Source organism: Enterobacter sp. PL_is514 (assembly GCF_055816715.1).
In genome coordinates this window covers 484855-507629 of sequence record NZ_JBVPGN010000034.1, presented here as the reverse complement: position 1 = coordinate 507629, position 22775 = coordinate 484855, and the positions used below count along the sequence as shown (strand labels likewise).

Below are 22775 nucleotides of genomic sequence, written 5' to 3'. Positions count from 1 at the left end.
TTCGGTTGATTGATTGTGGCTCACTCTGCTATTTCTTAAAAATGAATAATACTAACCACCTTATTCACGAAACGAGAATGCCATGGACTTAACCCAGCTTGAAATGTTTAACGCCGTCGCGCTGACGGGCAGCATCACCCAGGCGGCGCAGAAGGTGCATCGCGTGCCGTCTAACCTGACGACCCGCATCCGCCAGCTGGAAGCCGATCTGGGCGTTGAGCTGTTTATTCGTGAGAACCAGCGTTTGCGCTTATCCCCGGCTGGCCATAACTTCCTGCGCTACAGCAGGCAGATCCTCGCCCTGGTGGATGAAGCGCGCATGGTTGTCGCGGGGGATGAGCCGCAGGGGTTATTTGCCCTCGGCGCGCTGGAAAGCACCGCCGCCGTGCGCATTCCTGAAACGCTGGCGCAGTTTAACCAGCGCTATCCGCGCATTCAGTTTGCCCTTTCGACCGGGCCTTCCGGGACAATGATTGATGGCGTACTGGAGGGAACCCTAAGCGCCGCCTTCGTCGACGGTCCGCTTTCGCACCCGGAGCTGGAAGGCATGCCGGTCTACCGGGAAGAGATGATGCTGGTCACGCCTGCCGGGCATGTGGAGGTGACGCGCGCCTCGCAGGTCAGCGGCAGCGACGTCTATGCCTTTCGCGCCAACTGCTCGTATCGCCGACACCTGGAGAGCTGGTTTCACGCTGACCGCGCCACGCCCGGCCGCATTCATGAGATGGAGTCCTATCACGGCATGCTCGCCTGCGTCATTGCGGGCGCGGGCATCGCGCTGATGCCGCGCTCGATGCTGGAGAGTATGCCGGGACATCATCAGGTTGAAGCCTGGCCGCTGGCGGAAAACTGGCGCTGGCTCACCACCTGGCTGGTATGGCGACGCGGGGCGATGACCCGCCAGCTGGAAGCCTTTATAGCGCTGCTAAACGAACGTCTTCAACCAGCGCCTTCTCCATAAACAGGCTGAGCGGGTCGTCAACGTACGGGGCAAACGCCGGGCGCAAATCGTATCCGCACTGTTCATAAAGACGCACCGCGGCATGCTGTTTGATGCCCGTCTCCAGCCTTACGGTATGACAATGACGGCTCAGAGCCTCATCTTCCAGGGCGGCCAGCAGCGTTTCGCCGAGATGCTGTCCGCGATGGGCCGGATCGATATAGACCCGCTTCATCTCCCCCGTTCCATCACCGTTGAGCACGATAGCGCCACAGCCCACGGCGTGCAGCTGCTGGTCGCGAATGATCATGAGGATCAGCGAGGCTTCCGGCAGCGCAGCCAGATCGAGCAGATGATTACTTTCGGCGGGATAGAGTTCGCTCTGATAGCGGTCAAGCGCCGCGATCAGAGCGAGAATGTCCGGATGACGTGCAGATTCAGAGGTAATGGAATACATGGCAGGCTCCTTGCTTTTTTTATGAGGCTAAATTTCAACATAGCGCAGGCCTGCCAGGGTGCTTCATAGTATTAACTTATGTCATGACGCCAGCGTCAACTGGACATCTAACGCCCTCAATCCGGCCTGTGTCGCTTCGTCCAGCCTGCTGTCCGTGACGATATCCGTCAGGGTATTAAGATGCGCCACGTTAAACAACGACCAGGCTCCGTACTTGGAACTGTCCGCCAGCAGTACGCGACGTTTTGCATTGGCAATCAGATCCCGCTTTAAGGCAGCCTTCTCTTCCGTTGGTGAGGTAATGCCGCGGGTGATATCCCATCCGTTACAGCTAACGAAAGCCACGTCTGGCCACACGTTCTGCAGCAAGCGACGCCCGTGCTCACCGATGCAGGACTGACTTGAATCATCAATACGCCCGCCAATTATCGTCACTTCAATCTGACGGAATTCCGAGAGAAACAGCGCGATGTGCAAGTCGCTGGTGATGACGCGAAGCGGCAGATGCGTAAGTTGGCGAGCGAGTTCAATCATCGTGGTGCCAGCATCAAGAACAATGGCGTCGCCCGCTTTAACAAAGCTTGCCGCCGCGCTGGCGATGGCGTGTTTTTCTGCCAGACTGCGCTGCATTTTTTCATGCGTTGTGGGCTGGGAAGGAATAAACCGGTTAAGGGTAACGCCGCCATGGGTACGGCTAATGACACCTTCCTGATCGAGCTTTATCAAATCCCTGCGGATCGTCGCCGGAGAGGCATCGGTAATTGCCACCAGCTGATCCACCGTCACCAGATTGTGCCCTTTCAGGTAATCCATTATCTGCTCTAACCGGTTATATCCCTTCATATCATTCCCGTGTAATTTGCATAGCCAACTGGATAGACACCGTCATGCTCTCAGACTTCGCTTTGCCGGTCCAGGCAATATCGAATGCGGTACCGTGGTCCGCAGAGGTACGGATAAACGGCAAGCCGGCGGTGATATTCACCCCGTCATAAAAGCCGAGTAATTTTAGCGGAATATGCCCTTGATCGTGATACATCGCAACGACCATGTCATACATACCTTCGTGGCATTGCATAAATACCGTATCCGGTGGACACGGTCCGGTGACGTTTAACCCCTGCGCTTTCATCGCGTCGACAGCCGGGCCGACAATCTTGATCTCTTCATCGCCAAACAGGCCGTTTTCACCCGCATGCGGGTTAACGCCGGCAACCGCAATGCGCGGTTGTTGAAAGCCGACGCGTTTCAGGAATCTATCCGCAATCCCAATCACGGTTTTTACCCGATCCTGATTGAGCGTATCAAGGAATTTGCGCAACGCAATGTGGGTCGTGATGTGAATCACCTTCAGTTTGTCCGTATACAGCACCATGGCGTAATCTTTGCTGTCGGTCAGATGCGCCAGCAGCTCGGTATGACCCGGATAGAGATGCCCGGCCAGGTGCAGCGCCTCTTTATTCAGGGGAGCCGTTGCAATCGCCTTCACCTCACCCGCCATCGCCAGTTCGGTAGCACGCTTCACGCAGCGATAAGCCAGATCCCCGGCCTCAGCCTGAACGATACCCGGCTTCAGTGCATCAGGATCGGCCAGCGGTTCATCAAGCACGTTAATCACGCCAGCGGCAAAGCGCGCGCCGCTGACCGCGTCGATAGTGCGGATATCCGCCTGCCCGGTGATTCCTTTCTCAAGCACCCGCTGCAGCGTTCTGGCGCAGCCCACAACCACCACAGGTGCCCCTGACAACTCACCCTCGGTGAGGGATTTGATGATGATTTCCGGGCCAATGCCAGCCGGGTCACCCATGGTTACAGCAATAATTTTAGTCACTCAGTCTCTCCTCGATAAAATGCAACACCTCAAGCAGCGTCTCTTCGTTTCCGAAGCCCCCTGCTTTGGTCATTACCGGCTGCTGCCAGCCACAACCCAGAAATTTTCCGGCTGGCACGCACTGTGCGACGCACCCGGTAATCTCAAACCCCCGAGCATCCAGTGCCCTCGCGACAGCCATCGCCACGTCGCCACCGGAGACGTACAGCGCGTCAGGCGTCTGCGCCGCCAGCACCTGTCGGGTCAGTTCGCCTAAAAACGTACAAATTTTTTCGCCCAGGCCTGCGCGGGTGACGCGATACTGCTGGCAGAGTTGCTCGACCTGATGCCGGGCCTCGTGGCCCGCACAGGTATGCACAATGCAGTGATGGCCAGACTGAAGTACCTGCGCAATCTGTTCGAGATACCCGGACGTGTCTCCGCGCAGCGCGTCATTCACATCAATGAGTACCGACGAGACGTCCGCCTGGCTTACCGCCAGTGCAATCTGTCGTTGCGCGATCTCACTCATCGAGCCGACGACGGCCAGCAGTTGTTTACGCCGAACCGGGGCCAGATGACGGGCCAGCGCATCGCATAGTCCGGCAGAGCCCACCAGCAGCGGCCTCTGTGAGCAGGCCAACGCGGCATCGATAATGGCGTCCATCTCCTCATCGGTGTGCGCATCCACGATGAGCCATTCCGTTCCTCGGGCAAGTTCGGCAGTGAGCGTTTTCACGGTCACGCTTTTAGCGCTCACCCCGGTAAACAGGTCAGCAATAGCGGCAGACGGGACAGGCGTTTTGGGATCGCTGGCAAATTCGGTTTCATTCACCGGAACGCCGTTTACCAGACACCTGCCGTACCGCGTGATCCGCCCTGCTGACGGGTATGCCGGCGCCACGATCACCTGCCGCCTGCCGCTTAATGCCTTAAGAACCTGAGATTCGGCTCCTGCATTGCCACGCAACGTGGAATCCATCTTTTTAATGAGCCAGCGGGCATCCGCGATTTCAGCCCCGAGTGCGGCCACCCTTTCGGCCGCCTCCGATGCCTTCAGCGCCCGGGAATCGGTGTTAACGATCAGCACATCGCTCGCCTGGGTAAACGGTGTATGAAACGCCACGCTGACTTTTTTGCCACACAGCGCCAGGCTGACACCGGCATCATTTGCGCCGGTAAAGTCATCGGCGACGACCACGACCTCTCTGTTCACATTGCTCACTTTCATCCCCACTTCGGGTTAGCCTTTCCCGTTAATGATTATATTCAATCATGATTGATTATATGTGAGCAAGATCAAGTTAATCAGTTTGCGAATAAATTATAAATTTAGCCACACGATGACCATGAAGCGTCTTGCTTGAGCGAAATCAATCATGGATACAGAGACAGGAGAAAAGCGTGGTTACGATCAACAGCACCCTGATTAGCGGGGCGAATGCCATCGCCGCCATCAGGCCATTACTTACTGATAAAACGCAGATCCTGCTGGTGACGGACGGCAATATTGCGCGTCTGGAGGCAGCAAAGCAGATCCGCGCGATCCTCGAAGAGGACCAGCGCGGCGTCACGATTATCGACAATGTCCCGCCTGAACCCACCCATCACGACGTTAACCAACTGCTCTCGACGTTAAAGGGAACGTTTGGGCTGGTCGTCGGGCTCGGCGGCGGTAGCGTACTGGATGTAGCCAAATTGCTTTCAGTACTTTGTCACCCGCTTTCTCCGGGGCTGGACAACCTGCTCGCGGGCATAAAACCGGTGGCACGCATCGCGTCACTGCTGATCCCGGCCACTGCAGGAACCGGATCGGAAGCGACGCCGAATGCCATTCTGGCCATACCGGAGCAAAGCACGAAAGTGGGCATCATCTCCCCCGTCCTGCTGCCCGATTACGTCGCCCTGCTGCCGGAGCTGACGACCAGCATGCCCGCACACATTGCCTCATCCACCGGGATTGATGCCCTGTGCCATCTGATTGAGTGTTTCACCTCAACGGTCGCTAATCCGGTTAGCGATAACGCCGCGCTGATGGGCCTGTCTAAGCTGCTCAACAACATTGAAACGGCCTGCGCCGAACCGGGCAATCTGCTGGCGAAGCTGGAGATGCTGTGGGCGTCTTACTACGGTGGGGTCGCCATTGCACATGCTGGCACGCACCTGGTTCACGCCCTGTCCTACCCACTCGGCGGCAAATATCACCTGCCTCACGGGGTGGCCAACGCGATTCTGCTGGCGCCCTGCATGCGCGTGATTCGTCCCCACTGCGTGACGAAATTTGCGCAAGTCTGGGATTTGGTGCCCGGCGCGGATACGTCGCTGTCAGACGAAGAAAAATCCCACGCGCTGGTGGAGTACTTTGCCGCGCTGGTTCGCAGACTCAACCTTCCGGATAACCTGGAGACACTGGGCGTACCCCGTGAAGATATCGCCTCCCTCAGTGATGCGGCCCTTAACGTTAAGCGGCTCATGAACAATGCACCCTGTCAGGTTAATCACGACGAGGTGCAGGCGATTTACCGGACACTGTTTCCCCAACATTAATAGCCAAGGAGTGTGTAATGCGTAACAACATCAGGGGCGTGCTAACGGCCGTTGTAACCCCCTTTGACACGGAAGGCGCGCTGAACCTGTCGGGCCTGAAACGACAGATCGATCGTCAACTCAGTGCTGGCAACGGCATCTTCTGCGGCGGCACAAACGGCGAGTTCTTCGTGCTTAACGAAGAAGAAAAAATCGCCGTCACCCGCACCTGCGTGGAAACGGTGGCCGGGCGCGCACCGGTCGTGGCGCACATTGGGGAAATTTCGACCCGCGAAACCATCCGTCTGGGGAGACAGATCGCCTCGCTGGGTGTCGATGCCGTTTCCGTCATTACCCCTTACTTCGTTCCTCTGAAACAGTCTGAACTCGTCGCGCACTACACCGCTATCGCCGACGCGCTAGCCGTACCGGTATTTCTGTACAACATTCCAGCGCGTACCGGCAATACCATTGAACCCGCTACCGCACGCGCGCTGGCCGAACATCCCAACATCGTCGGTATTAAAGACAGTGCCGGGAGCTATGAAAGCCTGCGCGGATTCCTTAATGCGGTGAGGGACATGGACGGATTCGACGTGCTCAACGGCCCAGATTCGCTTATCCACCAGGGCTTCATCGACGGATGTTCGGCCTGCATCTCCGGGCTGGCAAACGTGGCGCCGACGGCCATCAACGCCATCTGGTCACGCTTTAACGCGGGTGACATTGAAGGTTCCCGCCTTGCGCAGGAGAGCGTCACCCGACTGCGCACCGACCTGTACAACGTGGCGTTTTCCCCTGCCGCAGTCAAAAAAGCGCTCCAGATCATGGGGGAAGACGTCGGTGAGAGCCGATATGCCGTGGCGTTTAGCGAGCAGCAGTGCCTGGAGATACGCCGGATAGTGACAACGTCACTTAACTAAACGGTGTTGGTTTCGTCAATAAGAATACCGGGTACCTGAGGTGCCCAGGATTCACTCGCCCTGAAGAGAGGCAAAGATGAATAATTTTACCGCTGAAGATACCCTCATCATTGTGGGCATTGTTATTGCCTACATCCTTTTCACCACCTGGCTGACCTTCCGGATCCGCAGTAAAAACTCCGGCGATTTTATGGAAGGCTCCCGCGCGATGCCGGCGTTTATTGTCGGGATCCTGCTGATGTCCGAGTATATCGGCGCCAAATCCACCATCGGCACCGCGCAGGCGGCGTTTGAAGACGGCTTTGCCGCGTCATGGTCGGTCATCGGCGCCGCAATTGGCTTCCCGCTCTTTGGCCTGTTGCTGGTAAAACGCATCTACAACACTGGGAAAATCACCATCTCGGGTGCAATTGCTGAAAAATACGGTAACAGCACCAAAAACATTATCTCTGTCATCATGATCTACGCCCTGCTGCTGGTTAACGTGGGGAATTACGTCAGCGGCGCAGCGGCTATTTCCACCGTACTGAAAGTCAACCTGCCCGTTGCCGCCTTCATTACGGCCATCGTCAGTACCTTCTACTTCGCCTTTGGCGGCATGAAGGGGGTAGCCTGGGTGACCGTACTGCACAGCGCGCTGAAATACTTCGGTATCCTGGCTATCATGGGTTTTGCGCTCTCCAAAACCGGCGGCTTTACGCCAATGATCGAAAACATGCCGGCCTTCTACTGGACCTGGGACGGTAACATCGGTGCGTCGACCATTTTCGCGTGGCTCATCGGCACCATCGGCTCTATCTTCTGTACCCAGTTTGTAATCCAGGCAATCTCCTCCACCAAAGACGTGAAATCGGCCAAACGCTCTACCTGGGTCGCCTTCTTCTTCTGCCTGCCGATTGCGCTGGCCATTGCGGTGATTGGGGTGGCGGCAAAATACCTGCACCCGGAAATTAACAGCCTGTATGCAATGCCGATTTTCCTGCAGGACATGAACCCGTGGCTGGCCGGCCTGGTCACCACCTCTCTGGTGGCGTCTATTTTCGTCAGCGTCAGTACCGTGGCGCTGGCTATCGCCTCCCTGGTGGTAAAAGACTTTTACGTGCCGATGCGCAACCCAACGCCCGATCAGGAGTTTAAGGCCACCCGCTGGATCTCCCTGCTGATTGGTTTCCTGCCGCTGATTTTTGTTCTGCTGGTACCTGAAGTCCTGAAGCTCTCGTTCTTTACCCGCGCCATTCGCCTGTCGATTTCCGTGGTGGCCGTTATTGCGTTTTACGCGCCGTTCTTCCGCAGCACCCGCGGTGCCAATGCGGGCCTGATTGGCGCCTGCGTCGTCACCTCCGTCTGGTATCTGCTGGGCGACCCTTTCGGCATCAACAATATGTACATTGCCTTGCTGACCCCTGCCGTCATCATGGCGATCGATCGCCTCATTCCGGGAAAAGCGCAGGATAAAGCGCCAACCCCCGCTCAAAATAATGGAGTCTGATATGTCTGTAACCGTAACCCGCGACGGGATTGTTCGACCACAACAGGATGCGCACGTGCAAACCGCCATGCTGCCCTCCTCTTGCCCACAAAACCACGCGGCGAATCTGCTGCCGCTGCCGGATGGCTCGCTGATGTGCGTCTGGTTTGGCGGCACTCAGGAAGGCATTGCCGATATCTCCGTGTGGGGGTCACGCCTGGCACCGGGCAGCCAGCAGTGGAGTGATGCGGTAAAACTGTCGGACGATGCCACGCGTTCCGAACAGAACCCGGTTCTGTTCCTGGCCCCGGACAACGTCCTGTGGCTGCTGTGGACCGCGCAGATCTCAGGTAATCAGGATACGGCTATCGTTCGCTATCGCCAGTCCCGGGATCTTGGGAAAACCTGGGGGGAGATCGCTACCCTGCTCGATAAACCGGGCACGTTTATCCGCCAGCCGATTGTCGTGGTGGATAACGGTAACTGGCTGCTCCCGGTGTTTTATTGCCGTACCCAACCAGGTGAGAAATGGGTCGGAAACGACGATATCAGCGCGGTAAAAATATCCGGGGACGGCGGCAAAACGTGGCGCGATGTTGAGGTACCGGAAAGCCTCGGCTGCGTACATATGAATATTACCCGCCTGCTCAACGGCACACTGGTCGCCCTGTTCCGCAGCCGCTGGGCAGACAATATCTATTACAGCCAGTCAACGGATAACGGCGAAAGCTGGTCCGTACCGGAGCCCACGGAGCTCCCTAATAATAACTCCTCTATCCAGGTGACCACGCTTGCGGGCGGTGAACTCGCGCTGGTCTTTAACCCCATGAGCGCCGCCGGGGCGCGGGAACGTCGCGCCTCGTTATACGATGAAATTGACGATGGTGATGACCGCAAGGAGCCGGTTGTTACCCACGGTCGGACGGCCTTCTGGGGCGCACCGCGGGCGCCGATGACCGTCGCCATTTCGCCTGACGGCGGAAAAACCTGGCCGTGGCAGCGTCATCTGGACGAGGGGGATGGTTACTGCATGACCAACAACTCTCTGGAAAAGCTGAACCGCGAATTCTCCTATCCCAGCATCAAACAGGGGTCCGATGGCGCGCTTCATATCGCGTACACCTACTTCCGCCAGGCCATCAAATATGTGCGGGTGACATCGGAATGGGTTAAGGAGTCCATATGATTATCGGTCATCTCAACGCCCTGCCGCTGGCAGGGCTTCCGTCGGCGTTGTACGCCCTGCTATCCCGTCCGGACTGCACGCTGCAGGCGCTCAGCGAACGCGATGACGGGCGCTGGCAGCCGGAAAATGCAACCTGGTTTTGCCAGATTGGTCCGGCGCAGACGCAGCCACGTGCAGATCGGCATACGGAGTACCATCGCCAGTGGGCCGATATTCAGGTTGTGCTGGCAGGAGAAGAACATATTTATGCTGGCGCACGCCCCACTGGCAAGCCGGAGGACGAAGAGCGTAAGCCGGATCTCTTTATTACTTCACCTGCTGAACACAGCGTCAGGATCCGTCTTGCCGCAGGAGACTTTGCGGTCTTTTGTCCTGGAGAACCCCACCAGGCGCTGTGCGCCGCAGAGGCGCCGCTGACCGTTCGCAAAGCGGTATTTAAAATTCCCCGAACGATGCTGGAGGTCTGACATGCGTCACGCCGTCGTCACCGGGGCCAGCTCCGGAATTGGTGAGGCCATCGTCAAGCGTTTACTGGCGGAAGGCTGGCAGGTCACCGGGCTCAGCCGCCGGGCAGTGATGCTGAATGCCCCTGGCTTCACGGGCCTGCGCGTGGATATCAGCGATCCTGCTGCGCTGTGCAGCGCCCTGCAAACCATCGCGACGCCCCAGGCGGTGATCCATGCTGCAGGGATGATGGCCGCTGCGCCCCTGGGCCAGCTCGAAAGCGATGTGAGCACCTCACTGTGGCAACTCCACGTCCGGGCCTGTGAGGCGTTGTTTAACCATTTTGCGCCCACAATGGCCGCAGGTGGACGGTTTGTGGCGATTGGCAGCAGAACCTCTCGCGGTGCAGCAGGACGATCGCAGTACGTTTCGACCAAAGCAGCAATGGTAGGTATGGTCAGAAGCTGGGCGGCGGAGCTGGCCCCGCGCGGGATCACCGCTAACGTGGTCGCGCCAGGGGCTACCCAAACGCCGATGCTCAGCGCACCGGGGAGAGAAACCTCGCCGCCGAAGTGTCCGCCAATCGGACGTCTGATCGCCCCAGAGGAGGTGGCGGGACTGGTGAATTTCTTACTTAGCAATGAAGCCGCCGCTATCACCGGTCAGGAGATGGTGATATGCGGCGGCGCCTCACTCGGCTAGCGCAGGAAAACACGCCCTTTAAGATATAGGGTGGCCTGACCGCCGATCAGCACGCGGTCGCCCTTCAATTCGCAGCGCAGATCCCCGCCACGGTGTGACACCTGGCGGGCATTGAGTGACGTTTTACCCAGCTTTTCGCTCCAGTAAGGGATCAGCATGCTGTGGGCAGATCCGGTAACCGGATCTTCGGGCACCCCTTCGCCCGGGCAGAAAAAGCGGCTGACGAAGTCATATTTATCGCCCGGCGCCGTCACGCAGATCATTTTATCCAGCGGGAGCATTGCCCCAATATCCGGCGTTAACGCTTCTACCTGCTGCTGGCTCTCCAGCACCACCAGGTAATCACGTCCAACTCGCACCTCTTTTGCCTCTGTGATGCCCAGGCCGCTAAACAACAGCGCAGGTGGGTTCTCGACCACCTCCGTTGACCACGCGGGGAAGTTCAGCGTCAGCCAGTCGCCGCTGCGTTTAACCGTCAGCTCGCCCACGAAGCGCGTGGTGAAGGTGATTTCAGTGTGCGGATAGTCAAGGTATTCGAAAATAACGTGCGAGGCGGCAAGCGTGGCATGGCCGCACAGGTTAATTTCATCCAGCGTGGTAAACCAGCGCAGCTCAAACCCACCGTCGGTACGGACGAAAAAGGCGGTCTCAGACTGGTTATGCTGCTGCGCCATTTTGAGCAGCGTCTCGTCCGGCAGCCACTCTTCCAGAGGACATACCGCTGCGGCGTTGCCACCAAAGGTTTTGTCGCTGAAGGCATCCACCAGATAAAAATCAATTTCCTGCATTGTCTCTTCCTCTCTTGTTATGGCTATTTAGCGCAGAAAAACTGTGCCTTTCAGATAAAGTGTGGCCTGTCCGCTCATCAGCACCCGCGAGCCTTTCAGCTCACAGCGCACATCGCCACCACGCGCTGAAACCTGACGGGCAAACATCGTCGTTTTGCCCAGCTTTTCGCTCCAGTACGGGATCAGCATCGTGTGCGCGGAGCCGGTGACCGGGTCCTCCGGGACGGAAACGCCCGGTGAGAAAAAGCGGCTGACAAAATCGTATTCCCCCTCACCTCGCGCCGTCACGCTCACCTTATGCTCGCCCGGCGTCATCGCCGAAAAGTGTGGCGCGAGGGCCTCGACCTGCTGGCGATTTTCAAGAACGATGACCCATGCGCGCCCTTTCCGGGCTTCAACGTAGCGGCTAATACCCAGCGCCGAGAGCATCTCAGGCGGGGGCGTCTCTTCATGGGTTGGACATGCCGGGAAGTCCAGCGTCATCCACTCCCCCTCCCGGCTGACCGTCAGGCGGCCAGAGGCGGTTTCAAAGTGGATCCGCGAATCCGGGTAATCCAGCTCGGTAAACAGCACGTGCGCGGCGGCCAGCGTAGCGTGGCCGCAGAGATTGACTTCGGTGAGCGTGGTAAACCAGCGGAGCTCAATGCCCCCTTTACTGCAGACGAAAAAAGCCGTTTCCGACTGATTATGCTGCTGCGCCATTTTCAGTAAGGTCTCATCGGGCAACCACGCTTTCAGCGGGCAAACGGCTGCCGGGTTGCCGCCGAACGAGGTATCGCTGAACGCATCTACCAGATAAAAATCAATCTCCTGCATTGTCTTACCGCCTGTTTTTATTATGTTGTTCTTTTATATTCAATGAAAACAGCGTTCCCGGCTACAGCTTTTATAAGGTAAATATTGAGATCTGCATCACATAATGGTTGAGTTTTCGCCGTTTGACGTTTTAAGATCGTCTCCTCTTCTTTTCAGCAACGAATCTCCGACATCCCTATGACAACGAACACAGTTTCCCGCAGGGTTGCGTGGCTACGCGTGGTCACGCTGGCCATTGCCGCGTTTATTTTTAATACCACAGAATTTGTTCCGGTTGGGCTGTTGTCTGACATCGCTGAAAGTTTCCAGATGGAAACGGCTCAGGTGGGCATTATGTTGACCATCTACGCCTGGGTAGTGGCGCTGATGTCCCTGCCGTTTATGCTGCTGACCAGCCAGATGGAGCGGCGCAGGCTGCTGATCGGTCTGTTTGTCTTGTTCATTGCGAGCCACGTGCTGTCATTTATTGCGTGGAATTTTACGGTGCTGGTCATGAGCCGCATCGGCATCGCCTTTGCCCATGCGGTGTTCTGGTCGATCACCGCGTCGCTGGCGATTCGCCTGGCGCCGGCAGGGAAACGCGCGCAGGCGCTGAGCCTGATTGCTACCGGTACCGCACTGGCGATGGTGCTGGGTCTGCCGATTGGCCGCATCGTGGGGCAATACTTCGGCTGGCGTACGACCTTCTTCGCCATCGGTATGGGTGCGCTGGTTACGCTGGTATGTCTGATTAAACTGCTGCCCGCGCTGCCGAGCGAACATTCCGGCTCGCTGAAAAGCCTGCCGCTGCTGATGCGTCGCCCGGCGCTGCTGAGTATCTACCTGCTGACCGTCATTGTGGTGACGGCCCATTACACGGCGTATAGCTACATTGAACCGTTTGTGCAGGTGGTGGCGGGCTTTAGCGCCAACTTTGCCACCGTCTTACTGTTGATCCTCGGCGGCGCGGGCATTATTGGCAGCGTGCTGTTTGGCAAGCTGGGTAACCGGCACGCCTCCTTACTGGTGAGCAGCGCCATCGGCCTGCTGCTGGCCTGCCTGCTGCTGCTGATGCCCGCCGCGGGCAGTGAAAGCCATCTGGCGATCCTCAGCCTGTTCTGGGGCGTAGCGATCATGATTATTGGTCTGGGCATGCAGGTGAAAGTTCTGGCCCTGGCGCCGGATGCAACGGACGTTGCCATGTCGCTATTCTCCGGGATTTTCAATCTGGGGATTGGCGCGGGCGCGCTGGTGGGAAATCAGGTCATACTGCACGTGTCGATGTCAGCGATTGGCTATCTGGGGGCTATTCCGGCCCTGGTGGCGCTTGTCTGGTCGGTGCTCATCTTCCGTAAATGGCCGGTGGCGCTGGAGGAACAGGGGCAGCACGGGTGAGGGTTGTTTGTGCCGGGTGGCGCTGCGCTTACCCGGCCTACAAAAAGACGGATTTCGTAGGCCGGGTAAGGCGAAGCCGCCACCCGGCAATGAACTTAATGATAGGTCTTAATAATCTCCAGCACGCCGTTAATAATAAACTGCACGCCCATACAGACCAGTAAGAAGCCCATCAGGCGGGAAATCGCCTCGATACCGCCCTTTCCTACCCAGCGCATAATGGCGCCAGAGCTGCGCAGCGACACCCACACGATAAGACCGATAATCGCAAAAATCAGCGGTGGCGCAACCGTCAGCACCCAGTCCGGGAAGGTTGCGCTGTCACGCACCGTCGACGCGGAGCTGATGATCATCGCTATGGTCCCCGGCCCCGCCGTGCTCGGCATGGCAATCGGCACAAAGGCGATATTGGCACTCGGTTCGGTTTCCAGCTCTTCCGATTTGCTGGCCGCTTCCGGCGACTCATGCGCTTTTTGCGCCGGGAACAGCATGCGGAAACCAATAAAGGCCACAATCAGCCCCCCGGCAATACGCAGGCCCGGGATGGAAATCCCGAAGGTATTCATCACCACCTGTCCGGCGTAATAAGCCACCATCATGATGGCAAACACATACACCGAGGCCATCATCGACTGATGGTTGCGCTCGGCGCTGTTCATATTCCCTGCCAGCCCGAGGAACAGCGCCACCGTCGTTAACGGGTTAGCCAACGGCAGCAAGACCACCAGCCCAAGGCTGATTGCTTTAATTAAATCCAACATAGTGCGTTGTTGTCCTTATCCATATTTAACACAGCAATTATAGGGTGAAAGTGTGACATTCAGCCATGGGGGCAACGTAACGATTATTTCCCTTCTGAAAAGATAACTGTCAGTTATCTATCTGATTTGAAAGACCTCAAAAAAAGTTCATGAAACGTTTTAGCAATTCGTGGCATCGGCTGACTCATTCAGTTGACTTATACTTGCCTGAGCAATAATATCTGCCGTGACTAATTACTTGCCAGGGCAACCATTGTGAAAAGCACCAGTGATATCTTTAACGACGTTGTTCCGCTGGGTCGTCTTATTCATATGGTCAATCAGAAAAAAGATCGCCTGCTCAATGACTACCTGTCACCGCTGGATATCACCGCAACACAGTTCAAAGTGCTGTGTTCCATTCGCTGCGAAGTGTGTATCACGCCGGTTGAGCTGAAAAAGGTGCTCTCTGTCGATCTGGGCGCGTTAACCCGCATGCTCGATCGTCTCGTCTGCAAAGGATGGATAGAACGAAGCCCTAACCCGAATGACAAACGCGGCGTACTGGTGAAGCTAACCAGCGATGGCGCGGACATGTGCGAGCAATGTCATCAATTAGTAGGACAAACACTGCATCAGGAACTAACAAAAAACTTAACGGCAGATGAAGTGGCAACCCTTGAGCTTTTGCTGAAGAAAATCCTGCCGTAAACAGAAAAAAGAGGTATGACGATGTCCAGACGCAATACTGACGCTATTACCATTCATAGCATTTTGGACTGGATCGAAGATAACCTGGAATCGCCGCTCTCCCTTGAAAAAGTGTCAGAGCGTTCGGGTTACTCCAAATGGCACCTGCAACGGATGTTCAAAAAAGAGACCGGTCATTCATTAGGTCAATATATTCGCAGCCGCAAGCTGACGGAAATTGCCCAGAAACTGAAAGAAAGCAATGAGCCGATCCTTTATCTGGCGGAGCGTTACGGATTTGAATCGCAGCAAACCCTGACGCGTACGTTCAAGAACTATTTTGACGTGCCGCCTCATAAGTACCGAATCACCAGCGTGCCGGGCGAATCCCGATACCTGTATCCGTTAAAACACTGTAGTTAATCATCGCCTGTAACAGACGTAACCGAGGAAATCATGAAAGTTATCGCCTCCGCCGCCCTCGCCTTGCTGGTGCTGTTCTCCAGCCAGACCTTCGCGGAGCAAACCCCTCGTGCAACGCAGCAAAATAATCCTGATACGATGATTTTGCCGTCAGCACATGACCAGTCGCCTTATGATTTCAACCACATGGGTGCTGGTAGCGACAAATCCGACGAATTAGGCGTGCCTTATTATAATCAGCACGGCCTCTGATTCGTTTTTGCCCCGCAGACGCGGGGCTTTTTTTATGCCTTTTCGCTTACCCGCGTCGCCCGACGAACCCGCAGGCCAAATACGTTAATATACAGTCCGGCCATGATCAGCACGGCGCCCAACAGCTGCAGCGCGCTCAGCGTTTCATCCAGCAGTATCGCCGCACTGGCAAGTCCTACCACCGGCACCAGCAGAGATAACGGCGCGACGCGCCAGGTCTCATACCGCCCCAGCAGCGATCCCCAGATCCCGTAGCCCACAATGGTGGCGACAAAGGCCAGATAGACGAGAGACAGGATCGTGGTCATATCGATGTCGACCAGACTGTTCAGCATCACCGCCGGACCGTCCAGAATACTCGACGCCAGCAGAAACGGGATCACCGGGATCAGTGCGCTCCACACCACCAGCGACATCACCGCCGGGCGCGCCTCGTGCTGCATAATCAGCTTGTTGAAGATATTCCCGCAGGCCCAGCTCAGCCCTGCCGCCAGCGTCAACACAAACCCGAGCAGCGCCACATGCTGACCATTCAGGCTGGCCTCGATCAGCACCAGCACGCCGAACACCGCCAGGGTGATCCCCGCCAGCTGTTTGCCCTGCAGACGCTCGCCAAACACGAACGCCCCGAGAATAATGGTAAAGAACGCCTGCGCCTGTAACACCAGCGAGGCAAGACCCGCCGGCATACCGAACTTGATGGCGCAGAAGAGAAACGCGAACTGGCCAAAGCTAATGGTCAGACCGTAGCCCAGCAGCAGTTTCAACGGGATCTTCGGGCGGGCGACAAAGAAGATGGCCGGAAAAGCGACCAACATAAAGCGTAAACCGGCCAGCATCAGCGGCGGCATGTTGTGCAGCCCCAGCTTAATGACCACAAAGTTGAGCCCCCATACTACGACCACCAGCAACGCCAGCAGCCCGTCTTTCCGCGTCATACCCAGCCCCTGAATTATTAATAATTTGTTAACACTTCAAGGTAACAGAAAAAAGTGCGCCGAGAGAAGATCATTATTTCTGGCAGGCAGCTGAAGCACTTAGGGATAAATCAGGTGCTATACAAGCCCCTTATGTCATGGTAATCCTGTTAACACACATCTAATAAAAGCATAAGCAACTGTCGGGCAGGAATATGAAACCATCTCTCAGGCGCTCAACCGCAGCGCTGCTGGCATCGTCATTGTTGTTAACCATTGGTCGAGGGGCAACGCTGCCGTTTATGACCATCTATCTCACGCGCGTCTACAGCATGAGCGTCGAGAATATTGGTTATGCCCTGACGATTGCGCTGACTATCGGCGTGGTGTTCAGCCTGGGGTTTGGCATTCTTGCCGATAAGTTTGATAAAAAACGCTACATGCTGATCGCCATCGTGGCCTTTATCGCCGGCTTTGTCGCGATCCCGCTGGTCGATAACGTCACGCTGGTGGTGCTGTTCTTTGCGCTGATCAACTGCGCCTATTCCGTCTTTTCGACGGTGCTGAAGGCCTGGTTCTCCGACGTGCTCACCGCGAGCCAGAAAGCGCGCGTCTTCTCGCTGAACTACAGCTTCCTGAACATTGGCTGGACGATCGGACCACCAATTGGCACCCTGCTGGTGATGTACAGCCTGCAGCTGCCGTTCTGGCTGGCGGCCTTCTGCGCCGCGCTGCCGCTGGGCTTTATCCATTTCTTTGTGCAAAAAAGCGTGGCGCTCGATACTACCGAGGAGAAGACGCCCTGGCAGCCGTCGGTATTACTGAAAGACCGCGCGCTGTTCTGGTACACGCTCTCTGGCCTGCTGGCGTCCTACGTGGGCGGGTCGTTCGCGAGCTGTATTTCGCAATACGTTCTGGCCGCGCATGCGGACAGTGATTTCGCCGAAAAGGTGGTGGCCGTGGTGCTCCCGGTCAACGCCGCCGTGGTGGTGACGCTGCAATATGCGCTGGGCCGCAAAATCTCAGCCAGCAATATCCGCCCGCTGATGACCCTCGCCACCCTGTTTTTTATCGTGGGGCTGGGCGGCTTTATGCTCTCCGGAGAGAACCTGGTTTACTGGGGCATTGCTGCCGCCATCTTTACCCTGGGTGAGATTATCTATGCGCCGGGCGAATACATGCTGATCGACAACATTGCGCCACCGGGAATGAAGGCGAGCTATTTCTCCGCGCAGGCGCTGGGCTGGCTCGGCGCTGCGGCAAACCCGATGATCACCGGTATCATCCTGACCAACCTGCCGCACTGGTCCTTGTTTGTCATCATGATGGTCGCCATTGTTGTCGCATGGCTGATGATTTTGCGCGGGATGAGCGTGAAGGCGTGGTGCGAGTCGCCCAAAGCGGCGTAGCAAATGCAGGCCGGGTAAGGCGCAGCCGCCACCCGGCAATAAAGCATCAGTGGTGCAACATCTCCTCCACCACCTGCTCTTTATACATCTCGTTCGGGTAATAGGTCGGCCAGTTATCCATCTCTTTCAGCAGCGCCTCGTGGGAGGTATTGCCCATGAAAATATGGAAGTGCGAAGAGGCCTTCGGTCCGATGGTATGGTCGCTGAACTGCACGAACTTCGGCGCCTTGCTGCTGGCGTCCTTACACTCAAACAGATAGCGCACGCCTTTCTTACCTGACGCGTAGGTCAGAATTTTGTAGCCGCTGTAATCATAATGGCAGCGGCTGACCGCTTTACCCTGATGGAACTCCATCACGTTATTTTCGATGCCGATGGCATCCACGTCCGTCGCATAACCCGTTCGGTAGTAGGCTTTCACTTCGTCAAAGGTTTTACTTTTGTCTTTCTGCGCTTTCTGTTTAAAGACCGGATCGAGCGAACCATCAAGCAGGAACGGATAGACCGACTGCCAGGTCCCGTCCCAGTCAGACAGCGCTCTGTCCTTCACGTCTTTATCCTCAAACACGCCGTTCGCCGCTTTCTGTTCCGCTTCAGTCATCTGATGGCCGTGCGAGTGAGCAAACAGCTGGCCGCTGACCAGCAGCGCCCCCAGAGTCATAGCAAATTTTCCAATATGTGCAGTCAACATAACACCCTCATTCCGTTTGATAAGAACGAGGATGTTATATTATAACATTTCAGATCGCAACCAGGCCGCGCACGCCCTCCTGCTCCATGTTCTCACCCCGTCCGCGCTGAATAATGGTGCCGCGCGACATGAGCAGATAGCTGTCTGCCAGCTCGGCGGCAAAGTCGTAAAATTGTTCAACCAGCAGGATCGCCATATCCCCCCGGTCAGCCAGGGTGCGGATCACCTGACCAATCTCTTTAATCACCGACGGCTGTATGCCTTCGGTCGGCTCATCCAGAATCAGCAGCTGCGGGCGGCTCGCCAGCGCGCGCCCAATCGCCAGCTGCTGCTGTTGCCCGCCGGAGAGATCGCCCCCGCGACGATGCTTCATCTCTTTAAGCACCGGGAACAGCTGCCAGATCTCTTCCGGCACCTGCTTCGCCTCGCGGGCGGAAAATCGCGACAGCCCCAGCAGAAGGTTCTCTTCCACGGTCAGGCGCGAGAAAATCTCGCGCCCCTGCGGAACATACGCCACGCCAGTCTGCACCCGCTGATGCGGCCTGCTGTGGGTAATCTTTTTACCCTGCCAGATGACCTCCCCGGTTTTCGCCGGGATCAGCCCCATCAGACACTTCAGCAGCGTGGTTTTCCCCACGCCGTTGCGCCCCAGCAGGCAGGTGACTTCGCCAGTGTTAGCCTCAAAGCTCACGCCGCGCAGGATATGGCTGCCGCCGTAATACTGATTCAGTTCGTTGACCTGTAACATTCCCTCTCCTTAACGTCCCAGATAGACCTCAATCACCTGCTCGTTGGCCTGAACTTCGCGAAGCGACCCTTCCGCTAGCACCCGCCCCTGATGCAGCACGGTCACATGGTCGGCGATGGTTTCAACAAAGCCCATATCGTGCTCCACCACCATCAGGGAGTGTTTACCCGCCAGCGTTTTGAACAGCTCTGCGGTGTATTCCGTTTCCGCGTCGGTCATCCCGGCGGCGGGTTCATCCAGCAGCAGCAGATGCGGGTCTTGCACCAGCAGCATACCGATTTCCAGAAACTGCTTTTGTCCGTGGGAAAGCAGCCCGGCGCGGCGGTCGCGCTCGCTGCTAAGGCGCAGTAAAACCAGCATCTCGTCAATGCGGTCGCGCTGCGCACCGTTGAGTTTTGCCTGCAGGCTCGCCCAGACGGACTTATCGGTTTTCATGGCGATCTCCAGGTTTTCCCACACCGTCAGCGCTTCAAAAACGGTGGGTTTCTGGAATTTACGCCCGATCCCCTGGCGGGCAATGGCCGCAGGCTCCAGCGCGGTCAGATCGATGGACTGGTCGTAAATCGCCCTGCCGCTCTTTGGCCGCGTTTTACCGGTGATAACGTCCATCAGCGTGGTTTTACCGGCTCCGTTGGGGCCAATCACGCAGCGCAGCTCGCCCACGCCGATATTCAGCGAGAGATCGGTCAGGGCCTGAAAGCCATCAAAATTGACGTTAATGGCCTCAAGCTGCAGCACCGGGTCGGTCTGCTCGCGGTAACGATCGCCGGGCAACTGGCGGGTAAATAACCCTTCGGCTGGCTGCATTATTTATCTCCCTTTCGAAACAGACCATAGACGCCGCGCGGTAAAAACAGCGTGACGGCGATAAAAATCAACCCCAGAAACAGCTGCCAGTATTCCGGCATCGCGACGGTGAAGAAACTTTTCGCACCGTTCACCAGCGCCGCGCCAATCACCGGCCCCACCAACGTGCCGCGCCCGCCCAGCGCAACCCAGATGGCCGCTTCTATCGAGTTCGTTGGTGACATTTCACCGGGGTTGATAATGCCCACCTGCGGCACGTACAGCGCCCCCGCCAGGCCGCACAGCACGGCAGAGAGCGTCCACACCAGCAGCTTGAACCCGCGCGGATCGTAGCCGCAAAACGTCAGGCGGTTTTCGGCGTCGCGAACGGCGGTCAGAATGCGGCCAAACTTGCTCTTCGCCAGCGCAAACCCTGTGCCCAGGGCCAGGAGCAGCAACAGCACGGTGGCCAGAAACAGCGCGATACGGGTCGTCGTTTCCGTTACTGAAAACCCGAGCAGCGTGGTGAAGCCGGTAAAGCCGTTATTGCCGCCAAAGCCGGTTTCGTTGCGAAAGAACAGCAGCATCCCGGCATAGGTCAGCGCCTGGGTCATAATCGAGAAATAGACCCCTTTGATCTTCGAGCGGAAGGCAAACCAGCCAAATACCAGCGCCAGCAGCCCCGGCACCAGCACAATCAGCACCAGCGCCCAGGCAAAATGCTGGGTGCCCCACCAGAACCATGGCAGTTCGCTCCAGGAGAGAAACGACATAAACGCAGGCAGGCCGTCACCTGCAGCCTGGCGCATCAGGTACATACCCATCGCGTAGCCGCCCAGCGCGAAGAAGATCCCGTGCCCAAGCGACAGCATCCCGGCATAGCCCCACACCAGATCCAGCGCCACCGCAACGATGGCATAGCAGAGGATCTTGCCAATCAGCGTCAGCATCCAGGTCGACAGCGCCAGCGGATGCGTCGCAGGCAGTAAGGCGAAAAACGGCAATATCAGCAGACACACCACCAGCAGGCTGCCTGCTATCTGCGTGGTGCGTGGCGCTTTACGCGCCAGTGTTAAGGTCAGCGGCTGGCTCATCAGTCAATTACCCTCCCTTTCAGCGCAAACAGTCCCTGGGGGCGTTTCTGAATAAACAGCACGATCGCCACCAGAATCACGATTTTGCCCAGCACCGCCCCCATCTGCGGTTCAAGGATTTTATTAAAGATCCCCAGACCAAACGCCGCGGCCACGCTGCCTGCCAGCTGGCCTACGCCTCCAAGCACCACCACAAGGAAGGAGTCGATGATATAGCCCTGTCCCAGCTCCGGCCCGACGTTACCCAGCTGCGATAGCGCCACGCCGCCTAACCCCGCAATCCCTGAGCCAAGCCCGAACGCCAGCATATCGACGCGCCCTGTTGGTACCCCGCAGCAGGCGGCCATGCTGCGGTTTTGCGTCACCGCCCGCACGTTGAGCCCCAGACGGGTTTTATTCAGAATGAGCCAGGTGAAGAACAGCACCAGCAGCACGAAGCCCAGCACCACAATGCGGTTCCACGGCAGCGTCAGGTTGGCAAAAACCTGCACCCCGCCGGAGAGCCATGCCGGGTTCGCCACCTCGAGGTTCTGGGCGCCAAAGGTCATGCGCACCAACTGGATAAGCATCAGGCTGATGCCCCACGTCGCCAGCAGCGTTTCCAGCGGACGACCATACAAATGACGAATCACGGTGCGCTCCAGCACCATTCCAATGCCCGCCGTCAGGCAGAACGCGACCGGCAGCGCGATAACGGGATAGAGCGCCAGCCACTGGGGCGCAAGCCCGGCCATCGCCTGCTGCACCATCCACGTGGCATACGCGCCCAGCATCAGCATTTCGCCGTGCGCCATATTGATGACCCCCAGCAGGCCGTAGGTGATGGCAAGCCCCAGCGCCGCCAGCAGCAGCACCGACCCCAGAGAAAGCCCCATAAACGCCTGGCCCAGCAGATCGCCCCACATCAGCCGATGCTGGATCTGGCTAAGACTCTCCTGCGCGGCAGCGCGAACCCCGGCATCCGGCTCTGTCTGTGCCTGGGTAAACGGGGTAAGTCTGGACTCCACGTCCGGATCGTCAGACTGCCCTAATAATTCAACAGCCTTGCGGCGCACCTCGGCCAGCGGGCTGGCTAGCTGGAGATTTGCCACCGCCAGCAGCAGCGCCTGACGCGCCACCGCGTCCGTTTCTTCGTTTACCCGCTTTTCCAGAAAAGCGAGCATCCCGGGCTGGGCATCCCGCTGAAGCTGACGTGCCGCCGATCGCCTTTCGGTGACGCTGTCACTCACCAGCTGATGCGTCGCGATGGCCGTGGCGGCCAGTACGCGCAGCCGGTTGGTCAGACGAACGGCTTTAGTTGGCCCTTCGGCCGCCTTTGCGTCACCGAGCGAGATCATTTGACCATTGCGCTGCGCAAAGGCGTGCTTTTGGGTGTCGGTATACAAATTTTCCTTTTGCAGCGCCTGCAGCAGCGGCAGCCTAACCGCGTCCGGCGCGGCAGCCCACTGCGTCAACAAATCCGCCTGCTGGCTGCGGCTGGCGGCAACAAAACGATCGGCATCCGATGCCTGCACCATCCCTGGCAGCAGTCCGGAAAGCCATACAAGAGCAATGAACAGGCGCATGGCGTTCATGACGTTTCTCCCTGCGG

25 protein-coding genes are annotated in these 22775 nt (G+C 57.4%); 12 read left to right on the top strand and 13 right to left on the bottom strand.

Annotated elements, in window-relative coordinates; all coding sequences use genetic code 11:
• The first annotated feature begins 82 nt into the window (after positions 1–82).
• Positions 83–961 carry a putrescine utilization regulator PtrR gene (gene ptrR, locus AC0TNG_RS18035; protein WP_208762870.1) on the top strand — a complete coding sequence of 293 codons (879 nt, stop codon included), beginning with the start codon at positions 83–85 and terminating at the stop codon, positions 959–961.
• On the opposite strand, the gene AC0TNG_RS18030 is transcribed toward ptrR, so the two are convergent.
• The 4 genes from AC0TNG_RS18030 to dtnK form a co-directional block, all read right to left on the bottom strand.
• Positions 915–1397, bottom strand: a complete 483-nt coding sequence (locus AC0TNG_RS18030) for a GNAT family N-acetyltransferase (RefSeq protein WP_032647199.1) — start codon at positions 1395–1397, stop codon at positions 915–917. The two genes, ptrR and AC0TNG_RS18030, sit on opposite strands and share 47 nt — an antisense overlap.
• Positions 1398–1478: 81 nt before the next feature.
• Positions 1479–2240, bottom strand: a complete 762-nt coding sequence (locus tag AC0TNG_RS18025; protein WP_023311787.1) for a DeoR/GlpR family DNA-binding transcription regulator — start codon at positions 2238–2240, stop codon at positions 1479–1481.
• A gap of 1 nt (position 2241) precedes the next feature.
• Complete coding sequence (locus AC0TNG_RS18020) at positions 2242–3228, bottom strand: D-threonate 4-phosphate dehydrogenase (RefSeq protein WP_024908458.1); 987 nt, start codon at positions 3226–3228, stop codon at positions 2242–2244.
• A complete protein-coding gene (dtnK, locus tag AC0TNG_RS18015; RefSeq protein WP_024908457.1) occupies positions 3221–4438 on the bottom strand; it encodes a D-threonate kinase in 1218 nt (405 codons plus the stop codon). Before dtnK ends, AC0TNG_RS18020 begins: the two co-directional genes overlap by 8 nt.
• Before the next feature lie 173 nt (positions 4439–4611).
• Between dtnK and AC0TNG_RS18010 the strand changes: the two genes are divergently transcribed.
• From AC0TNG_RS18010 to AC0TNG_RS17985, 6 genes are all read left to right on the top strand, one after another.
• Entirely contained in the window at positions 4612–5754 is a 1143-nt protein-coding gene (locus AC0TNG_RS18010) for an iron-containing alcohol dehydrogenase (RefSeq protein ID WP_463726695.1), read from the top strand.
• Positions 5755–5771: 17 nt separating this feature from the next.
• Complete coding sequence (locus AC0TNG_RS18005) at positions 5772–6656, top strand: dihydrodipicolinate synthase family protein (RefSeq protein WP_473712879.1); 885 nt, start codon at positions 5772–5774, stop codon at positions 6654–6656.
• A 76-nt stretch (positions 6657–6732) separates the two neighbouring features.
• Positions 6733–8145, top strand: coding sequence for a sodium:solute symporter family protein (locus tag AC0TNG_RS18000; protein ID WP_024908454.1), 1413 nt, complete (start codon positions 6733–6735; stop codon positions 8143–8145).
• A gap of 1 nt (position 8146) precedes the next feature.
• Complete coding sequence (locus AC0TNG_RS17995) at positions 8147–9310, top strand: sialidase family protein (protein ID WP_473712878.1); 1164 nt, start codon at positions 8147–8149, stop codon at positions 9308–9310.
• Positions 9307–9777, top strand: a complete 471-nt coding sequence (locus AC0TNG_RS17990) for a NanQ anomerase/TabA/YiaL family protein (protein ID WP_473712877.1) — start codon at positions 9307–9309, stop codon at positions 9775–9777. Before AC0TNG_RS17995 ends, AC0TNG_RS17990 begins: the two co-directional genes overlap by 4 nt.
• 1 nt (position 9778) lies before the next feature.
• Entirely contained in the window at positions 9779–10456 is a 678-nt protein-coding gene (locus AC0TNG_RS17985) for an SDR family NAD(P)-dependent oxidoreductase (RefSeq protein WP_023311779.1), read from the top strand.
• On the opposite strand, the gene AC0TNG_RS17980 is transcribed toward AC0TNG_RS17985, so the two are convergent.
• Positions 10453–11244: a PhzF family phenazine biosynthesis protein gene (locus tag AC0TNG_RS17980; RefSeq protein WP_024908451.1), complete on the bottom strand. Its 792-nt coding sequence runs from the start codon at positions 11242–11244 to the stop codon at positions 10453–10455. The genes AC0TNG_RS17985 and AC0TNG_RS17980 overlap by 4 nt on opposite strands.
• Before the next feature lie 27 nt (positions 11245–11271).
• Positions 11272–12060, bottom strand: coding sequence for a PhzF family phenazine biosynthesis protein (locus AC0TNG_RS17975; RefSeq protein ID WP_024908450.1), 789 nt, complete (start codon positions 12058–12060; stop codon positions 11272–11274).
• Positions 12061–12237: 177 nt separating this feature from the next.
• On the opposite strand from AC0TNG_RS17975, the gene AC0TNG_RS17970 reads away from it, so the two are divergent.
• On the top strand, positions 12238–13434 hold the full coding sequence (locus AC0TNG_RS17970; RefSeq protein WP_473702482.1) for a sugar transporter: 1197 nt from the start codon (positions 12238–12240) through the stop codon (positions 13432–13434).
• Positions 13435–13529: 95 nt separating this feature from the next.
• Here the strand turns inward: AC0TNG_RS17970 and AC0TNG_RS17965 are convergent, their stop codons facing one another.
• Positions 13530–14195 carry a MarC family NAAT transporter gene (locus tag AC0TNG_RS17965; RefSeq protein WP_024908448.1) on the bottom strand — a complete coding sequence of 222 codons (666 nt, stop codon included), beginning with the start codon at positions 14193–14195 and terminating at the stop codon, positions 13530–13532.
• Between the two features lie 255 nt (positions 14196–14450).
• Here AC0TNG_RS17965 and marR point away from each other — a divergent pair, with 255 nt between their 5' ends.
• Genes marR through marB form a run of 3 tightly spaced genes read left to right on the top strand, consistent with a single transcriptional unit; the run spans position 14451 to position 15539 of the window.
• Entirely contained in the window at positions 14451–14885 is a 435-nt protein-coding gene (gene marR, locus AC0TNG_RS17960; protein WP_032647191.1) for a multiple antibiotic resistance transcriptional regulator MarR, read from the top strand.
• A 21-nt stretch (positions 14886–14906) separates the two neighbouring features.
• Positions 14907–15287: an MDR efflux pump AcrAB transcriptional activator MarA gene (gene marA / locus AC0TNG_RS17955; protein ID WP_008502237.1), complete on the top strand. Its 381-nt coding sequence runs from the start codon at positions 14907–14909 to the stop codon at positions 15285–15287.
• Positions 15288–15320: 33 nt separating this feature from the next.
• Positions 15321–15539 (top strand): multiple antibiotic resistance protein MarB, encoded by a 219-nt coding sequence (marB, locus tag AC0TNG_RS17950; RefSeq protein ID WP_023335698.1) that lies wholly within the window; start codon positions 15321–15323, stop codon positions 15537–15539.
• A gap of 32 nt (positions 15540–15571) precedes the next feature.
• Here the strand turns inward: marB and eamA are convergent, their stop codons facing one another.
• Positions 15572–16477, bottom strand: a complete 906-nt coding sequence (gene eamA, locus AC0TNG_RS17945) for an O-acetylserine/cysteine exporter (RefSeq protein ID WP_473712876.1) — start codon at positions 16475–16477, stop codon at positions 15572–15574.
• A gap of 194 nt (positions 16478–16671) precedes the next feature.
• On the opposite strand from eamA, the gene ydeE reads away from it, so the two are divergent.
• Complete coding sequence (gene ydeE / locus AC0TNG_RS17940; protein ID WP_024908445.1) at positions 16672–17865, top strand: efflux MFS transporter YdeE; 1194 nt, start codon at positions 16672–16674, stop codon at positions 17863–17865.
• A 46-nt stretch (positions 17866–17911) separates the two neighbouring features.
• Here the strand turns inward: ydeE and zinT are convergent, their stop codons facing one another.
• Genes zinT through urtB form a run of 5 tightly spaced genes read right to left on the bottom strand, consistent with a single transcriptional unit; the run spans position 17912 to position 22758 of the window.
• A complete protein-coding gene (zinT, locus tag AC0TNG_RS17935; protein WP_420278628.1) occupies positions 17912–18553 on the bottom strand; it encodes a metal-binding protein ZinT in 642 nt (213 codons plus the stop codon).
• A 52-nt stretch (positions 18554–18605) separates the two neighbouring features.
• Positions 18606–19304: an urea ABC transporter ATP-binding subunit UrtE gene (urtE, locus tag AC0TNG_RS17930; protein ID WP_024908443.1), complete on the bottom strand. Its 699-nt coding sequence runs from the start codon at positions 19302–19304 to the stop codon at positions 18606–18608.
• Between the two features lie 9 nt (positions 19305–19313).
• Entirely contained in the window at positions 19314–20111 is a 798-nt protein-coding gene (gene urtD / locus AC0TNG_RS17925) for an urea ABC transporter ATP-binding protein UrtD (RefSeq protein WP_024908442.1), read from the bottom strand.
• Positions 20111–21184, bottom strand: a complete 1074-nt coding sequence (urtC, locus tag AC0TNG_RS17920) for an urea ABC transporter permease subunit UrtC (RefSeq protein WP_248164531.1) — start codon at positions 21182–21184, stop codon at positions 20111–20113. The genes urtD and urtC overlap by 1 nt, the downstream gene beginning before the upstream one ends.
• A complete protein-coding gene (gene urtB, locus AC0TNG_RS17915; RefSeq protein WP_024908440.1) occupies positions 21184–22758 on the bottom strand; it encodes an urea ABC transporter permease subunit UrtB in 1575 nt (524 codons plus the stop codon). The genes urtC and urtB overlap by 1 nt, the downstream gene beginning before the upstream one ends.
• Positions 22759–22775 lie beyond the last annotated feature (17 nt).

What these genes read in the sequence shown, in the direction of transcription:
- ptrR (WP_208762870.1), top strand. Translation starts at nt 83, where the DNA reads ATGGACTTAACCCAGCTTGAAATGTTTAACGCCGTCGCGCTGACGGGC.
- AC0TNG_RS18030 (WP_032647199.1), bottom strand. Translation starts at nt 1,397, where the DNA reads ATGTATTCCATTACCTCTGAATCTGCACGTCATCCGGACATTCTCGCT.
- AC0TNG_RS18025 (WP_023311787.1), bottom strand. Translation starts at nt 2,240, where the DNA reads ATGAAGGGATATAACCGGTTAGAGCAGATAATGGATTACCTGAAAGGG.
- dtnK (WP_024908457.1), bottom strand. Translation starts at nt 4,438, where the DNA reads ATGAAAGTGAGCAATGTGAACAGAGAGGTCGTGGTCGTCGCCGATGAC.
- AC0TNG_RS18005 (WP_473712879.1), top strand. Translation starts at nt 5,772, where the DNA reads ATGCGTAACAACATCAGGGGCGTGCTAACGGCCGTTGTAACCCCCTTT.
- AC0TNG_RS18000 (WP_024908454.1), top strand. Translation starts at nt 6,733, where the DNA reads ATGAATAATTTTACCGCTGAAGATACCCTCATCATTGTGGGCATTGTT.
- AC0TNG_RS17995 (WP_473712878.1), top strand. Translation starts at nt 8,147, where the DNA reads ATGTCTGTAACCGTAACCCGCGACGGGATTGTTCGACCACAACAGGAT.
- AC0TNG_RS17990 (WP_473712877.1), top strand. Translation starts at nt 9,307, where the DNA reads ATGATTATCGGTCATCTCAACGCCCTGCCGCTGGCAGGGCTTCCGTCG.
- AC0TNG_RS17985 (WP_023311779.1), top strand. Translation starts at nt 9,779, where the DNA reads ATGCGTCACGCCGTCGTCACCGGGGCCAGCTCCGGAATTGGTGAGGCC.
- AC0TNG_RS17980 (WP_024908451.1), bottom strand. Translation starts at nt 11,244, where the DNA reads ATGCAGGAAATTGATTTTTATCTGGTGGATGCCTTCAGCGACAAAACC.
- AC0TNG_RS17975 (WP_024908450.1), bottom strand. Translation starts at nt 12,060, where the DNA reads ATGCAGGAGATTGATTTTTATCTGGTAGATGCGTTCAGCGATACCTCG.
- AC0TNG_RS17970 (WP_473702482.1), top strand. Translation starts at nt 12,238, where the DNA reads ATGACAACGAACACAGTTTCCCGCAGGGTTGCGTGGCTACGCGTGGTC.
- AC0TNG_RS17965 (WP_024908448.1), bottom strand. Translation starts at nt 14,195, where the DNA reads ATGTTGGATTTAATTAAAGCAATCAGCCTTGGGCTGGTGGTCTTGCTG.
- marA (WP_008502237.1), top strand. Translation starts at nt 14,907, where the DNA reads ATGTCCAGACGCAATACTGACGCTATTACCATTCATAGCATTTTGGAC.
- marB (WP_023335698.1), top strand. Translation starts at nt 15,321, where the DNA reads ATGAAAGTTATCGCCTCCGCCGCCCTCGCCTTGCTGGTGCTGTTCTCC.
- eamA (WP_473712876.1), bottom strand. Translation starts at nt 16,477, where the DNA reads ATGACGCGGAAAGACGGGCTGCTGGCGTTGCTGGTGGTCGTAGTATGG.
- ydeE (WP_024908445.1), top strand. Translation starts at nt 16,672, where the DNA reads ATGAAACCATCTCTCAGGCGCTCAACCGCAGCGCTGCTGGCATCGTCA.
- urtE (WP_024908443.1), bottom strand. Translation starts at nt 19,304, where the DNA reads ATGTTACAGGTCAACGAACTGAATCAGTATTACGGCGGCAGCCATATC.
- urtD (WP_024908442.1), bottom strand. Translation starts at nt 20,111, where the DNA reads ATGCAGCCAGCCGAAGGGTTATTTACCCGCCAGTTGCCCGGCGATCGT.
- urtC (WP_248164531.1), bottom strand. Translation starts at nt 21,184, where the DNA reads ATGAGCCAGCCGCTGACCTTAACACTGGCGCGTAAAGCGCCACGCACC.
- urtB (WP_024908440.1), bottom strand. Translation starts at nt 22,758, where the DNA reads ATGAACGCCATGCGCCTGTTCATTGCTCTTGTATGGCTTTCCGGACTG.